The organism is Winogradskyella haliclonae, assembly GCF_014635865.1.
GTDB classification, from domain to species: domain Bacteria; phylum Bacteroidota; class Bacteroidia; order Flavobacteriales; family Flavobacteriaceae; genus Winogradskyella; species Winogradskyella haliclonae.
Genome location: NZ_BMDQ01000001.1, coordinates 517,183 through 533,028 on the forward strand (window position 1 = coordinate 517,183; position 15,846 = coordinate 533,028).

Sequence of the window (15,846 nt, forward strand, 5' to 3'; positions counted from 1 at the left end):
TTGTTTTGTAATGCATCGAAAGTTGCCACTACTAAGAGCACTTATAAATTAAGTTTCAATGCAAAAGTTTAGACTTTCAATATTTTTTGTGATTATTACATCTTTTTCATTTGCCCAAACCGAATGGAAACTAAAAAAAGATGCTGATAATATTAAAATATATACGAGGTCTATCCCCAATGAAAAGCTAGATGAGTATAAAGCGGAAACAACCATCAAGACACCAATTGAAAACGTACTTAAAGAACTTTTATCTGCTCCAAAATATTATGACCAATGTGAACCTGGGATTAGCTATCACATAAAAAAACTTAAAGACAATCAACATCTGTTTTACGCTCGTAAAGATTTACCGTGGCCAGTTAAGGATAGAGATTTAATAACACTCTTAACCGTGGAAAAAATCACAGATACTAAATACAAATTAAAGTTAGAATCTTTGCCAAATGCTATAGAAGAGCGTGAAAAGACGATTCGCATTAAAAAACTCATGGGTTTTTGGTTATTGGAAGAAATCGATAATTCTACTAAAGTTACCCAACAACTTTTTGTAAACCCAGAAGGTTCACTTCCAGCATTTGTGACCAATAGTTTACTTATTAAAGGACCTTTTAAAACCTTTTCAGAATTAAGAGCAACACTTAATAATTACGAAGATACTGTTTTGGGTAAATAAAATATGTCATTGTCATTAATCACATTATATTTGCACTGAAATTCGAAATTTTACGTATGAGCAAGTTAGTTATTGTTGGAACTGTAGCTTTTGATGCTATTGAAACACCTTTTGGTAAAACCGACAAAATTTTAGGCGGAGCAGCAACATATATAGGACTTTCTGCTGCCAATTTTGACAATGTAGATGCAGCTGCTGTTTCTGTAGTTGGTGGTGATTTCCCACAAGAATACTTAGACCTTTTAACTGATAGAAAAGTAAATATAGATGGTGTTGAAATCGTAAAAGATGGTAAAACATTTTTTTGGAGTGGTAAATACCATAACGATATGAATTCTCGTGATACTTTAGCTACCGAACTAAATGTTTTAGAGACGTTTACACCTGTAGTTCCTGAAAATTATCAAAATGCAGATATTGTAATGTTAGGTAACTTACATCCTTTAACACAACAAAGTGTATTAGACCAAATGTCTAAAAAACCAAAGCTAGCCATTTTAGACACCATGAATTTTTGGATGGATATCGCTATGGAAGATTTAAAAGCTGTTCTTAAAAATGTTGATGTAATTACAATCAATGATGAAGAGGCTAGACAATTATCTGGAGAATATTCTTTAGTTAATGCAGCGAAAAAAATCCATACCATGGGACCAAAATATGTCGTGATTAAAAAAGGTGAGCATGGTGCATTGTTATTTAATGAAGACAATATGTTTTACGCACCTGCACTACCTCTAGCAGAAGTGTTTGACCCAACTGGAGCTGGAGACACATTTGCAGGTGGTTTTTCGGGCTATCTCGCAAAAACAGGAAATGTCTCTTTTGAGAATATGAAAAAAGCAGTAATATATGGTTCAGCATTGGCTTCTTTTTGTGTAGAGAAATTTGGAACGGAACGCATGCTAAGCCTTACAGATGAAGAAATATATGAACGCCTGCAGCAATTTAAAGATTTAACACAATTCGAAATAGAATTGAATTAATAGAAACTAACGCGCCTAATTTTGGCGCGTTTTTTATTTCATTATTTTTGAATACTCAACAACACAACAAACTCTCACAGCTACAATGAGTGATGCTTTAAAACACGAATGCGGTATAGCATTAATTAGATTAAAAAAACCTTTAGAGTTTTATAAGAAAAAATATGGAAGTGCATTTTATGGGGTAAACAAAATGTATCTCATGATGGAAAAGCAGCATAATCGAGGCCAAGATGGTGCCGGTTTTGCAAGTATCAAATTAGACACTCAGCCAGGTGAACGTTACATAAGTCGCGTGCGTTCTATAGCACAGCAGCCTATACAAGATATTTTTGCTCAAATTAATGAGCGCATAAATGATGACCTTAGCAAAAATCCAGAATATCAAGACGATGTTGCAGCTCAGAAAAAACACATTCCTTACATAGGAGAATTACTTTTAGGCCATGTTCGTTATGGCACTTTTGGTAAAAATAGTGTGGAAAGTGTGCATCCGTTTTTAAGACAAAACAATTGGATGCATAGAAACCTTATCGTTGCTGGTAACTTTAACATGACCAATGTTAGTGAGCTTTTCAATAATCTTGTTAATATAGGCCAGCATCCGAAAGAAAAAGCAGACACCATAACCATTATGGAAAAAATTGGTCATTTTTTAGATGATGCTGTTTCTAAAATATATAAGGACTTAAAAAAAGAAGGTTATAGTAAAGCTGAATGTTCTCCTCTTATTGCTGAGCGATTAAAAGTTGGTAAAATCTTAAAAAAAGCAGCAAAAAATTGGGATGGCGGTTATGCTATGGCTGGTTTATTAGGACACGGCGATTCCTTTGTGCTAAGAGACCCGGCAGGCATTAGGCCAGCATATTATTACCAAGATGACGAAGTTGTTGTTGTTGCTTCTGAACGCCCTGTAATACAAACTGTGTTTAATATTGATTTTAACGATGTCATTGAGTTAGAACCAGGACATGCTATTATTACTAAAAAATCTGGGGAAACCTCAATAAAACAAATATTAGAGCCTTTAGAGCGAAAAGCTTGTTCATTTGAGCGCATTTATTTTTCTAGAGGTAGTGATGCAGAAATTTATGAAGAGCGAAAAGAACTAGGAAGGTTACTTATGCCTAAAGTTCTTGAAGCTATTGATGGAGACACTAAAAATTCTGTGTTTTCTTTTATTCCAAATACAGCAGAAACATCATTCTTTGGTATGATTGATACTGTTGAAGAACACCTTAATCAAAGAAAAACTCAAGCCATATTAGACGGTAATGGAAAATTATCGGCAGAGCATGTTATAGAAATATTGTCTGAGCGACCGCGTATAGAAAAAATAGCCATTAAGGATGTAAAACTTAGAACATTTATTACTGAAGATAGTAGTCGTGACGATTTAGTAGCTCACGTATATGATGTGACCTATGGCGTTATAAAACCTACTGACAATCTTGTAATTATTGACGATAGTATTGTAAGAGGCACAACACTTAAGAAAAGTATCATCAAAATGATGGATCGCTTAAATCCTAAAAAGATTGTTGTCGTTTCATCCGCACCACAAATTAGATATCCTGATTGTTATGGCATAGATATGGCCAATCTTGAAGGTCTAGTTGCTTTTAGAGCTGCCTTAGCCTTACTAAAAGACACCAATAACTATGATGTTGTCGAAGAGGTTTATAAAAAATGTAAAGCTCAAGTAAACTTAAAGGATAAAGATGTCAAAAACTTTGTAAAGGAAATCTATGACAACTTCACTGATGAACAAATTTCTGATAAAATATCTGAGCTTCTTAGTGACGAAGATGTCAAGGCAGAAGTAAAAATTATATTTCAGTCAGTGGCTAATTTGCATAAAGCATGTCCAAAGAATTTAGGCGATTGGTATTTTACTGGGAATTATCCAACTGTTGGTGGTAACCGTGTTGTCAACAAAGCCTTTATCAATTTTTACGAGGGTAATAAAGAGAGGGCTTATTAAAGCATACTACCACTCTACAATTATATTTAGTTGTTAAGCCAAAAAAAATGCCGTTAATCTAATAATTTATACTTGTTAAATATTAGACCTATATATTAGCTATATACCATAACATAAGTAGGTTAAGTTCATGGTAGATTTGGGGCAAAAAAGGGCGATTTATTTCGCTCTTTTTTATTTTCTACAAACACCATAATACTCATTCAAGCAGATAAATGTCTACAAAAAATATCTCTTAGACTGATATTTATGTGTTTCGTCTATATTATACATAATATTTGTTTCGCTTAAAGTATATTTGAAGTTACCATAACATAAGTAGGTTAAGTTTATGGTAGATTTGGGGCAAAAAGGGTGAACTCTAGTTTACCCTTTTTCATTTTATATAATCTAGTAAAAAATAAAACCCAAGCCTTTTCGACTTGGGTCATTTATATAATTGAAGGGTCTTCCTTAATTATTTTGCTTCAGCATAACGTCTTTCTACTTCATTCCAATTAATCACTTTAAAGAACGCATCAATATAATCTGGTCTTCTATTTTGATAGTTTAAATAGTATGCATGTTCCCAAACATCTAAGCCTAAAATTGGAGTTCCGCCACAAGTGACTCCTGGCATTAAAGGATTGTCTTGGTTTGGTGTAGAGCAAACTTCAACCTTACCTCCTTTATGAACACATAACCATGCCCAACCAGAACCAAACTGAGTAGCTGCAGCTTTACTAAAAGCTTCAATAAAAGCATCTTTAGATCCAAACGCTGCTTCAATAGCATCTTTTAATTCTCCCGAAAGATATCCTCTATCTTCAGGATTCATAACATCCCAAAATAAAGAATGATTGTAAAAACCACCGCCATTATTTCTAACACCACTATTAGACATATCTAGGTTGCCTAAAATAGCTTCGATAGATTTTCCTTCTAAATCCGTACCTGCAACAGCAGCATTAAGTTTTGTTGTATATCCGTTATGATGCTTTGAGTGATGTATTTCCATAGTACGCGCATCAATATGCGGTTCTAAAGCATCATAAGCATATTTTAGTTTTGGTAATTCAAAAGCCATAATATTTATGTTTTTATGTGTTAATGATTAGATTATAGCAAATTTACAATATTGCCTAGTAGAAATTCAAAATATAATATTAAGATTACCTATTTTGGTATAAAATTAATCATTAGTTGAAGCCAACTTTTAAAATATTTAGTGCGTCTGCCGGTAGTGGTAAAACATATACGCTCGCTAAATCCTACATTAAACTTCTTATAGCTTCAAAAAATCAAGACCATTTTAAACATATTCTTGCTATCACATTTACCAACAAAGCTGTTGGCGAAATGAAAACAAGGATTATCGATATGCTAAAGCTTTTTTCTTCAAAAGAAAACTTAACGCATCAACATCCTATGTTTATAGAAATCAGTAAAGAACTTTCTATTAGTCCAGAGCAACTATTTGAACGTTCTAAAAAAGTTCTAAATAACATTACACATAATTATGGTGCTTTTGATATTTCAACCATTGATGGTTTTACACACCGTGTCATTAGGACTTTTGCTTTTGATTTAAAACTCCCTATAAATTTTGAAGTAGAATTAGATCAAGATTATATGCTTACTAAGGCTATTGACGCACTAATCGCAAAAGCAGGGACTGATAAAGCATTAACTAAAACTCTTGTTGATTTTGCCATAGAAAAGGCGGATGATGATAAAAGTTGGGATATAAGCTATGATTTTAAAAAAACAGGAAGACTGCTTCTTAATGAAAATGACTTACCGTACTTAAATGAGCTTAAAGAAAAAACTATAGATGACTTTAACGAGTTAAAAAAAGATCTATATAAAAAAACAACGCATCTTGCTAATCAAATTGTAGAAGAAGCCACTTTAATCATAAATCTTATTGAAGAAGCTGGATTACAATTTGATGATTTTTCTGGTAGCTATCTACCAAAGCACTTTGAAAAACTATCTAACGCCAACTTTAATGTAACTTTTGTAGCTAAGTGGCAAGAAGATTTAGAAAATAAAACACTCTACCCTAAACGTGTTCCAGAAAATATTGCATCAACAATTGAAGAGATACAACCCGCTATTGCAAGTGCCTTTAATAAGACAAAATCCTTGCTTATTGAACTTAAGTTCAATAAAGCAATTTACAAAAACATAACGCCGCTTTCTGTAATAAATGCGTTACAAAAAGAACTTAATACTTTAAAAGAAGACGAAAACAAACTTCTTATATCAGAGTTTAATACCTTAATAAGTAACGAAATAAAAAATCAGCCTACACCATTTATATATGAACGCTTGGGCGAGAAATTTCGTCACTATTTTGTAGATGAATTTCAAGATACATCCAAAATGCAATGGGAGAATTTAATTCCCTTAATGGATAATGCATTATCGTCAACTCATGGCTCAGCAATGATAGTTGGTGATGCAAAACAGGCTATATATCGTTGGCGTGGTGGCGATGCGCAGCAGTTTATAAACCTATATGAAGGTGTTGAAAACCCTTTTCAGATAAATGCAGAGCTTAATAATCTTAATACCAACTATCGTAGTTATAAGACTATTATTGATTTTAATAACTCCTTTTTTGACTTTATCTCAAATCAATTCTTTTCTAAAGAGGATTACAAATCTTTATATGAGGATGCAAAGCAAATAAGCTCTAAAAACCAAAGCGGATATGTTAACCTTTCCTTTTTAGATTTTGAAATCTCTGAGGATAGAAATGAAGCTTACATAAAAAAAACTTTTGAAATCGTTAAGTCCTGCCTTGAAAAAGGCTATCAAAAGAAAGACATATGCATTTTGGTAAGAAAAAAGAAAGAAGGTATCGCTGTTTCTGATTATTTAACCCATCAAAATATTAATATCACCTCTTCAGAAACACTACTGCTTACTAATTCACCTAAAGTCAATCTGCTTAATTTAGTTTTAGCTGTATTGATTAATCCAGATGACCAAAAGTTGAGATTAGATATGCTTGATGGTATTTCAAAATTATTTAATATTGAGGACAAGCATCTCTTTTTTAAATCACATCTAAATCTATCAATAGAAGATTTATTCAAAGAATTAGTGCACGTAAGTGTACAGTTAGACTATAATAGTTTACTGCAAATGCCGCTTTATGAGATGGCTGAATGTTTAGTTAGAGGCTTGTCTCTATGTGAAAACGCATCCGATGCGTATGTACAATTTTATTTAGACACAGTTCTTGATTACAGTAATAAACAAACTCCAAATATCTTAGGGTTTTTAGAATTTTTTGAATCTAAAAAAGAAACTTTAAGTATCTCAACACCTACTACATTAGATGCCGTCTCTGTAATGACTATCCACAAATCCAAAGGGCTTGAGTTTCCTGTTGTTATATTCCCATTTGCTGACTTAGACATGTATCGTGAAATAGAACCAAAATCTTGGTTCCCTATAGAAAATCAAGATTTTTATGGTTTCAATTTTGCATTGATTAAATTTTCGAAAGACTTTCAGAATTTTGGCGAAAAAGGGCAAGACATTTTTAATGAGCATCAGTCCAAACTGGAGCTAGACAATATTAATTTACTCTATGTAACTTTAACTAGGGCCATTGAGCAGTTATATATTGTTTCAAAAAAAGATATTAATAGTAAAGGCGCTATAAATGACAAAACCTATGCTGGTTTGCTTATTAAATATCTAATGCATTGTAATAAATGGGAAGATGATACGCTAGAATATTCATTTGGTTTACCAAATAACAAAACTGATAACGTTTTAAAGATAGTAGATACGGAAGACTACCGGTTCATATCTACCTCAAAAGAAACCCATAACCTTAAAATTATAACAAACTCCGGTGTTTTATGGGATACCGAACAAGAACAAGCCATTGAACGCGGAAATCTAATACATCTCCTCATGTCTAAAATTAAAACCAAACATGATGTAGATTTTGCTATTGAGTCTCTTATAAATCTTGGGCAAATACAACGTCCTGAAATTGAAGAGCTAAAAAAAACAGTATTAGCAATAATTAACAATAATGAGATTTCAGAATATTTTAGCAGCAACTATGACATCTATAATGAAAGAGACATTATTACCAAAGATGGGCTTTTTCTTAGACCAGATCGGCTAGCAATTAAAGACAAAAACGTTGTTATTATAGACTACAAAACAGGTAATATAGATAAAAAATACGATATGCAATTGGACGCATATTCAAGAGTTTTAGTTGATATGGGTTTTCAAATTGAAAAAAAACTACTCGTTTATATAAACAAGAACATAGAAATTATTGAAGTTAAATAGTAACTTTGAAAAAACTAAAAACGCAAAAATGTACGGAGCAATAAAAGAACATCTTAGTAAAGAAATTGAAAACATAAAAGATGCTGGGTTATTTAAATCGGAGCGTATAATAACATCTGCTCAAGGTCCAGAAATAACATTAAACACAGGTCAAAAAGTATTAAATTTTTGTGCCAATAATTACCTAGGCCTTTCATCTCACCCTGAGGTGGTGAAAGCTGCTCAAGATACAATGGATACACACGGGTTTGGTATGTCTTCTGTTAGGTTTATTTGTGGTACCCAAGACATTCATAAAGAACTAGAGCAAAAAATAGCAGATTTTTATGGTACTGAAGACACCATATTATATGCTGCAGCATTTGATGCAAATGGAGGTGTTTTTGAACCTTTATTAGGAAAAGAAGATGCTATAATTTCTGATTCTTTAAATCATGCCTCTATAATAGATGGTGTAAGATTATGTAAAGCTGCTAGGTATCGTTACCAAAATAATAATATGACTGAGCTAGAAGCAAAGCTTATTGAAGCCAATGAAAATGGTGCTCGACATAAAATTATAGTTACAGATGGTGTGTTTTCTATGGATGGTTTGGTCGCACCTCTAGACAAGATTTGTGATTTAGCTGATAAATATGACGCGATGGTTATGATTGACGAGTGTCATGCCACCGGTTTCATTGGAGAAACCGGAATAGGAACTCTTGAAGCAAAAGGTGTTTTGGGTCGCATAGATATCATTACTGGAACACTAGGTAAGGCATTGGGAGGAGCTATGGGGGGATATACAACTGCAAAAAAAGAAATTATTGAAATTTTAAGACAACGCTCTAGACCTTATTTATTCTCAAATTCCTTAGCGCCTGCAATTGTTGGCGCGTCTATAAAGGTGTTCGATATGCTCTCTGGAGATACTTCTCTAAGAGATAAATTAGAATCAAATACAACTTATTTTAAGTCCGGACTTAAAAAAGCTGGTTTTGATATTATAGATGGAGATTCGGCCATTGTTCCTGTTATGCTATATGATGCAAAATTATCTCAAACCATGGCTAATATGTTATTAGAAGAAGGTATTTACGTAATTGGTTTCTTTTTTCCTGTTGTACCTAAAGAAAAGGCAAGGATAAGAGTACAACTTTCGGCAGCACATGAAAAAGAACATTTAGATAAAGCTATAGGCGCATTTGTTAAAGTGGGGAAACAATTAGAAATAATATAAATTCTTTAGAATGTCTTTATTTAAAGGCATTATATCAATATTTTTATATATTTGTCTTTGTTAATAATATTTAACAACTTACATTTGCTAACAATTAACACTTAAAATTAAATTATTTAGAATATGAAAAATCTTAGCAGATTATTATTTGTAGCTGTGCTTTTAGCTAGCTTTAGCACTGCTAACGCTCAGGACAAAAACAACCCTTGGGCTTTTAGTATTGGTACCAACGCAGTTGATTTTTATCCTGTAGGGGAAGATATTCCTCAAGGAGACTTTTTAGATGAATTCTTCAATGCTAATGACCATTGGAATGTTTTACCTTTTCTTTCTAGAATTTCAGTTTCCAGATATATAGATGATGGTTTTACTTTTACTGTTGCGGGTAGTTTAAATAAAATCAACAAGTTTGGATCAAATGTTGATCTTGTAACTGGTGAGGAAACAACTAATAGATTACCTGATTTAGATTATTATGCCGTTGATGGTACTGTCTCTTATAGTTTTATGAGTTTAATAAACTCAAATAAGATTGACCCTTATTTAGGTGTTGGTGGTGGTTATACTTGGGTAGATGATATTGGTGCTGGTACTTTAAATGGTACTTTGGGATTAAATTATTGGATATCTGATAAAGTTGCATTAAACCTACAAACTTCATATAAGCACTCATTTGAAGATAGGTTAGCTAAACATTTTCAACATTCTGCTGGTGTCACTTTTAAATTTGGAGGTGTAGATACTGATGGTGATGGCATATATGACCACGAAGATGCTTGCCCAGAAGAGGCTGGTTTAGAGGCTTTTAATGGTTGTCCAGATTCTGATAACGATGGTATCGAAGATTCTAAAGATGATTGTCCTAACGAAGCTGGTTTAGCTGAGTTTAACGGTTGTCCTGATTCTGATGGTGACGGTGTTGTAGATGGAAGTGACAAATGCCCTACTGTTCCTGGCCTTAAGTCTTTAGCTGGTTGTCCAGATGCTGATGGTGATGGTATTGCTGATGGTGATGATGGTTGTCCTAACGAAGCAGGTCCTTCTGCTAACAATGGATGCCCATACAAAGATAAAGATGGAGACGGTGTATTAGATAAGGATGATAAGTGTCCAGATGTTGCAGGTACTGTAGCTAATGACGGTTGTCCAGAAATTACTGAAACAGAAAAAGCACAATTAAACGAATATGCTAAGACAATATTGTTTGATACAGGTAAATCTTCTATCAAAGATGAATCTAAGCAAGTATTAGCAGATATCATTGCTATCTTAAACAAGTACCCTGACGCTAAGTTTACAGTTGAAGGCCATACTGATAGTGTTGGTTCTGCCAAATTAAATACTAGATTATCTGAAGAAAGAGCAGCTTCTGTTAAGGATTATTTAGTTGCTAATGGTGTAGATCAATTTAGATTATCTTCTAAAGGATATGGTGAAGACAAACCTATCGCTGATAACAAAACAAGAGCAGGAAGAAAACAAAACAGAAGAGTTGAGATTAACTTAGCTAACTAGGTTTTTGTTTAACAATATATAATAAAAAAACGCTTCGGGTTTCCGAAGCGTTTTTTTATTATATATTTATGCTTTATTGAAAATAAACAAATTAAGTTTAAAATTTATGGGGGATATTTATAAACTAATTTTGGCTATACTACTTTTTACAAGTATAAATACAACACAAGCGCAAGACCAAAATAACCCATGGGCTTTAAGCCTTGGTGTAAATGCTGTAGATTACTATCCTGTTGGGCAACCTGATCCGCAGGGTGATTTATTTGATGAGTTTTTTAATGCTACTGATCACTGGAATATATTTCCATTTTTTTCGAGAATAGAGCTTTCAAGACATTGGACAGGTGGTCTTAGTTTTTCTGCAATTGGTTCATTTAATAAGATAAATAAATTTGGAACCAATGTTAATTATTCTACTGGAGAAGAAACAACAAATGAAGTTGATGATTTAACATACTATTCTATAGACGGTGCAATTAATTACAGCCTTATGGATTTGTTTAATTCAAATAGAATTGATCCATACATAAGTGGTGGTGGTGGTTATACCTGGTTGAATAAAATAGGTTCTGGTACCTTAAATGCATCCATAGGTATGAGGTATTGGTTTTCTGAAAAGTTTGCTTTTAATCTTCAAAGCACTTACAAACATGTTTTTGAAGTTTATGGATTTAGACACTTTCAACATTCTGCTTCTATAACTTACAAATACGGAGGTGTTTCAGACACAGATCGTGATGGTATATATGATGATAAAGATGCTTGTCCTGAAGAGCCAGGTTTGGCTATATACAATGGCTGTCCTGATTCTGATGGAGATGGTATTGAAGATTCTGTAGATGAATGTCCTGATACAACAGGTTTAGCCGAGTTTAATGGTTGTCCAGACTCTGATGGCGATGGTATTGCAGATAAGAATGATAAATGTCCAACTGTTGCTGGGCTTAAGTCTCTAATGGGCTGTCCAGATTCTGATGGCGATGGTTTAACCGATAAACAAGATAAATGCCCAACTACAGCTGGTCCTTCGGCTAATGCTGGTTGTCCGTGGCCCGACAGAGATAATGATGGGGTGTTTGATAAAGATGATAGATGTCCGAATGAAAAGGGTATCGTAGAAAATAATGGTTGTCCAAAAATTACTGAGCAAGACAAAGAGCTTCTTAATAAGTACGCTAAGACCATACTGTTTTCTCCTGGTAGATCAGATATAAGAGAAGAATCAAAAGAAATTTTATCAGATATTATTGAAATACTTAAGAGTAATCCAGATGCTAAATTTACTATTGATGGTCATACAGATAGTATAGGGTCAGACTTACTAAATCTACGTTTATCGCAAGAAAGAGCCGATTCGGTAAAACAATATTTAGTTGCTAACGGTATTAAAGATTCTAGATTGACATCAAGAGGTTTTGGTGAAGAGAAGCCTATAGCTACAAACTTTTACAAAGACGGAAGGCGAAAAAATAGAAGAGTAGAAATTAATTTGTCTAATTAATTTCTTCAGTATAAAATCTCATAAAACGCTTCGGATATCCGAAGCGTTTTTTATTTTTAGCTATGCCAACTTTTATAACTGATGTTTTACAAGATTTAAAATCCAAGCATCTGGATTTTTCAGAAATTATATTTGTTCTACCAAGTAAAAGAGCTGGTGTATTCCTTAAAAGTCAACTTCATAATTATATTGAGAAAACCTCTTTCTCCCCTTCAATACAAAGCATTGAAGATTTTGTGCAGGATTTATCTCAACTAAAACAAGTAAAAGGTATTGAATTGCTCTTTCAGTTTTATGATTCCTATAAAACTATAACACCAGAAGAAAACATTGAACCTTTTGATTCTTTTTCTAAATGGGCGCAGGTACTGATTCAAGATTTTAACGAGATTGACAGATACCTTATCTCTTCTAATGCCATTTTTGATTACTTAGGCGCTATTCAAGAGCTAAATCATTGGTCATTACAAGAAAATAAAACAGAACTGACTTCAAATTATTTAACCTTTTGGCAAAGTCTAAACACATACTATAATCAATTTGTAAATGACTTAATAAAAAAAGAAAGTGCTTATCAAGGCTTAATATATAGGGAAGCAACAGAACATATTGAAGCATATATTCAAAACACAAATAAGACTCATGTTTTTTTAGGTTTTAATGCCTTAAATACGGCCGAAGAAAGAATAATTCAAGAGTTACTTCAAAACAACTTAGCTTATATCTATTGGAACATAGATTCTCATTTTATTAATGACCAAATCCATAGCGCTGGTTACTTTGCCCGGCAGCATAAACAAAATTGGTCTTTCTACAGGCAAAATGATTTTAACTGGACAAGTTCTGTTTACAGAGAAGAAAAAAATATAAATGTAATTGGCTGCCCTAAATCTGTTGGGCAAAGCAAATATGTAGGGCATCTTATAACAACGCTTTTGCAACAATCTCAAGGCCTTAATAATACCGCTATAGTTTTAGGAGATGAAACGCTATTAACTCCAATGTTAAATTCACTACCTAATGGTATAGAGGCTGTAAATGTTACAATGGGCTTAACTCTAAAATCTGTACCTCTTGCGGCATTGTTTGAGGAACTCTTTAGAATGCATAAGCTAAACTCTAAACGCTATTATTTTAAGGACATCATCAATATACTATCAAATCAAATGACACAATATCTACTTGTGTCTAGTGATAAAATCATCCAAAGCATTCGGCATAATAACATTACTTATTTAACTGCAGATGAGCTTTTAAACTTAGCCGATGATAGCGATATAAACGTTCTAAGCTTACTCTTTGGAGATTGGGAAACCTCAATATCTAATAACATTAAGAATTGCCTTAAACTTATATTTAAAATTAAAAACACATTAGACCATTTAAAATCAAAAAAACACTTAGAGTTAGAATACTTATATCGTTTTAATGTGCTTTTTAATGAACTTGCAAATTTAAACACTACTTATGGTTATATAAAAGATGTTTCGACCTTACACAGTGTCTATAAAGAACTCCTAAATACAGAAACCTTAGACTTTCAAGGAGAGCCTCTTGATGGCCTACAGATTATGGGGATGCTAGAATCTCGCGTTCTTGATTTTGAAACCGTAATCATTACATCAGTAAATGAAGGTATTCTCCCAGGCGGAAAAACCAACAATTCCTTTATTCCTTTTGATGTAAAAATCGAAAATAATCTACCCACTTTTAAAGAAAAAGATGCGGTATATACCTATCACTTTTATAGTTTGATACAACGAGCAAAAAATATATACTTACTATACAATACAGAAGTCGACGCACTAAAAGGTGGAGAAAAAAGTAGGTTTATTACACAACTCGAGGTTGAGGGCATTCATGATATAAAACACAAAATTGTTTCTCCAAATGTTCCTAAAATTGAAGAAACACTTACTATAGTTAAAAAAACAAATGACGTCGTTGAAAGGCTTAAAGAGATAGCCGCAAAAGGATTTTCGCCATCATCACTTACCAATTATATCAGAAACCCAATAGATTTCTATTTCGAGAAAGTTTTGGGTGTTAAAAATGCTGAAGAAGTTGAAGAAACTGTTGCTGCAAACACGCTAGGAACAGTTATACATAATACTTTGGAGGACTTTTATAAACCACTTGAAGGCAAACACCTAACACTTTCTCATTTAGAAAGTATGAAAGGTCTAATTGACAAAACAATAGCGCATCATTTTGCCGCCACATACAAAAAAGGCGATATCACAAAAGGAAAAAACCTAATCAGTTTTGAAATTGCCAAACGTTATATTTCAAATTTTTTAACTACTGAAATAGAAGTATTAAAAGCTGGAAATTCAATAAAAATAATTGCTATTGAAGTAGAAAGTCATGTGTCAATTGATATCCCTGAAATAGCCTTTCCTGTAACTATTACTGGTAAAGTAGACCGCGTTGACGAATTAAATGGAAAAATCCGTGTCATTGACTATAAATCAGGGAAAGTAGAGCAACATATGGTTGAGATTGTAGATTGGGATTTACTCAATACTGATTATGACAAATACAGCAAGTCGTTTCAAATTTTGTGTTATGCTTATATGCTAACACAACAAGACATTGTACAGTTCCCTCTTGAGGCTGGTATTATATCTTTTAAAAATCTAAAACAAGGGCTTTTAAAATTTGCTGAAAAAGAGTCCGTATATAGCAGAAAGAAAAATCACTTAATCTCTGAGGAAACACTTCAGAATTTTGAAACTCAACTTAAGTCTCTTATTATAGAAATCTGTAACCCTGATATTGACTTTACTGAAAAAGAACTTAGATAATGCATATTGAAAAAAACATCGTTCTACAGCACGACAATCAAAAACCAATTGTTATAGATACGTTTTGTAATCTTAAATTACAAAATCAGCCTATAGTTATTTTTTGTCATGGCTACAAAGGTTTTAAAGATTGGGGTGCATGGGACATTATGGCAAAATCAATTGCAGATGCTGGATTTTGCTTTGTAAAATTCAACTTTTCTCATAATGGAGGAACAGTTGAAAGCCCTATAGATTTTCCAGACTTAGAGGCTTTTGGCAATAATAACTATACCAAAGAATTAGATGATTTAGGTGATGTTATAGACTGGACAACTAAATCTTTTTATAGTAATGGTGCTGTAAATACTTCTAAAATCTACCTCATTGGTCATAGTCGTGGTGGTGGTATTGCTATCTTAAAAACAGCTGAAGACTCAAGAGTCAAAAAGTTGGTAACACTAGCTAGTGTTTGCGATTTTGAAAAACGTACCGCTACTATCGGCAACTTAGACCAATGGAAAAAAGATGGTGTCAAATATGTAACTAATGGCAGAACAAAACAGCAAATGCCACATTACTACCAATTCTATGAAGATTTTGTTGAGAATAAAGAGCGTTTAAATATTAAATCTGCTTGTAAAGCTATTAAAGTCCCTCAACTCATTATTCACGGTGATGCAGATACTTCAATTCATGTCGAAGAAGCTAAAAATATACATCAATGGGCTACAAATAGTCAGCTAAAAATTATTAAAAATGCCAATCATGTGTTTAATGTGAAGCATCCTTGGGTGGAAACATATATTTCTAAGCAACTAGCAGAAGTTGTATCAGAGATAATTAACTTTATAAAGTAATGTCC

Annotated in this window: 10 protein-coding genes; 9 read left to right on the plus strand and 1 reads right to left on the minus strand. The window is 33.0% G+C overall.

What is annotated here, in order from left to right; all coding sequences use genetic code 11:
* The first annotated feature begins 58 nt into the window (after positions 1 to 58).
* The 3 genes from IEV10_RS02365 to IEV10_RS02375 all read left to right on the plus strand — a co-directional run bounded on the left by IEV10_RS02365 (position 59) and on the right by IEV10_RS02375 (position 3,646).
* Positions 59 to 676, plus strand: a complete 618-nt coding sequence (locus tag IEV10_RS02365) for an START domain-containing protein (protein ID WP_188373089.1) — start codon at positions 59 to 61, stop codon at positions 674 to 676.
* Between the two features lie 56 nt (positions 677 to 732).
* The gene (locus IEV10_RS02370) at positions 733 to 1,662 is read left to right on the plus strand and encodes a PfkB family carbohydrate kinase (RefSeq protein WP_188373090.1); all 930 of its coding nucleotides are present in this window, start codon (positions 733 to 735) and stop codon (positions 1,660 to 1,662) included.
* A gap of 85 nt (positions 1,663 to 1,747) precedes the next feature.
* Positions 1,748 to 3,646, plus strand: a complete 1,899-nt coding sequence (locus IEV10_RS02375; RefSeq protein ID WP_188373091.1) for an amidophosphoribosyltransferase — start codon at positions 1,748 to 1,750, stop codon at positions 3,644 to 3,646.
* Between the two features lie 457 nt (positions 3,647 to 4,103).
* Here IEV10_RS02375 and IEV10_RS02380 read toward each other — a convergent pair whose 3' ends face one another.
* The gene (locus IEV10_RS02380) at positions 4,104 to 4,712 is read right to left on the minus strand and encodes a superoxide dismutase (protein ID WP_188373092.1); all 609 of its coding nucleotides are present in this window, start codon (positions 4,710 to 4,712) and stop codon (positions 4,104 to 4,106) included.
* A 116-nt stretch (positions 4,713 to 4,828) separates the two neighbouring features.
* On the opposite strand from IEV10_RS02380, the gene IEV10_RS02385 reads away from it, so the two are divergent.
* From IEV10_RS02385 to IEV10_RS02410, 6 genes are all read left to right on the plus strand, one after another.
* Positions 4,829 to 7,957, plus strand: a complete 3,129-nt coding sequence (locus IEV10_RS02385) for a UvrD-helicase domain-containing protein (RefSeq protein ID WP_188373093.1) — start codon at positions 4,829 to 4,831, stop codon at positions 7,955 to 7,957.
* A gap of 28 nt (positions 7,958 to 7,985) precedes the next feature.
* On the plus strand, positions 7,986 to 9,179 hold the full coding sequence (kbl, locus tag IEV10_RS02390; protein ID WP_188373094.1) for a glycine C-acetyltransferase: 1,194 nt from the start codon (positions 7,986 to 7,988) through the stop codon (positions 9,177 to 9,179).
* A gap of 123 nt (positions 9,180 to 9,302) precedes the next feature.
* A complete protein-coding gene (locus IEV10_RS02395) occupies positions 9,303 to 10,694 on the plus strand; it encodes an OmpA family protein (RefSeq protein WP_188373095.1) in 1,392 nt (463 codons plus the stop codon).
* Positions 10,695 to 10,800: 106 nt separating this feature from the next.
* Positions 10,801 to 12,195, plus strand: coding sequence for an OmpA family protein (locus IEV10_RS02400; protein WP_188373096.1), 1,395 nt, complete (start codon positions 10,801 to 10,803; stop codon positions 12,193 to 12,195).
* Positions 12,196 to 12,257: 62 nt separating this feature from the next.
* Positions 12,258 to 15,002, plus strand: a complete 2,745-nt coding sequence (locus IEV10_RS02405) for a PD-(D/E)XK nuclease family protein (protein WP_188373097.1) — start codon at positions 12,258 to 12,260, stop codon at positions 15,000 to 15,002.
* On the plus strand, positions 15,002 to 15,841 hold the full coding sequence (locus IEV10_RS02410; protein WP_188373098.1) for an alpha/beta hydrolase family protein: 840 nt from the start codon (positions 15,002 to 15,004) through the stop codon (positions 15,839 to 15,841). The genes IEV10_RS02405 and IEV10_RS02410 overlap by 1 nt, the downstream gene beginning before the upstream one ends.
* The last annotated feature ends 5 nt before the right edge of the window (positions 15,842 to 15,846 follow it).

Coding starts and splice junctions, on each gene's coding strand:
- IEV10_RS02400 (WP_188373096.1), top strand. CDS start 10,801: ATGGGGGATATTTATAAACTAATTTTGGCTATACTACTTTTTACAAGT.
- IEV10_RS02405 (WP_188373097.1), top strand. CDS start 12,258: ATGCCAACTTTTATAACTGATGTTTTACAAGATTTAAAATCCAAGCAT.
- IEV10_RS02410 (WP_188373098.1), top strand. CDS start 15,002: ATGCATATTGAAAAAAACATCGTTCTACAGCACGACAATCAAAAACCA.
- IEV10_RS02375 (WP_188373091.1), top strand. CDS start 1,748: ATGAGTGATGCTTTAAAACACGAATGCGGTATAGCATTAATTAGATTA.
- IEV10_RS02380 (WP_188373092.1), bottom strand. CDS start 4,712: ATGGCTTTTGAATTACCAAAACTAAAATATGCTTATGATGCTTTAGAA.
- IEV10_RS02395 (WP_188373095.1), top strand. CDS start 9,303: ATGAAAAATCTTAGCAGATTATTATTTGTAGCTGTGCTTTTAGCTAGC.
- kbl (WP_188373094.1), top strand. CDS start 7,986: ATGTACGGAGCAATAAAAGAACATCTTAGTAAAGAAATTGAAAACATA.
- IEV10_RS02365 (WP_188373089.1), top strand. CDS start 59: ATGCAAAAGTTTAGACTTTCAATATTTTTTGTGATTATTACATCTTTT.
- IEV10_RS02370 (WP_188373090.1), top strand. CDS start 733: ATGAGCAAGTTAGTTATTGTTGGAACTGTAGCTTTTGATGCTATTGAA.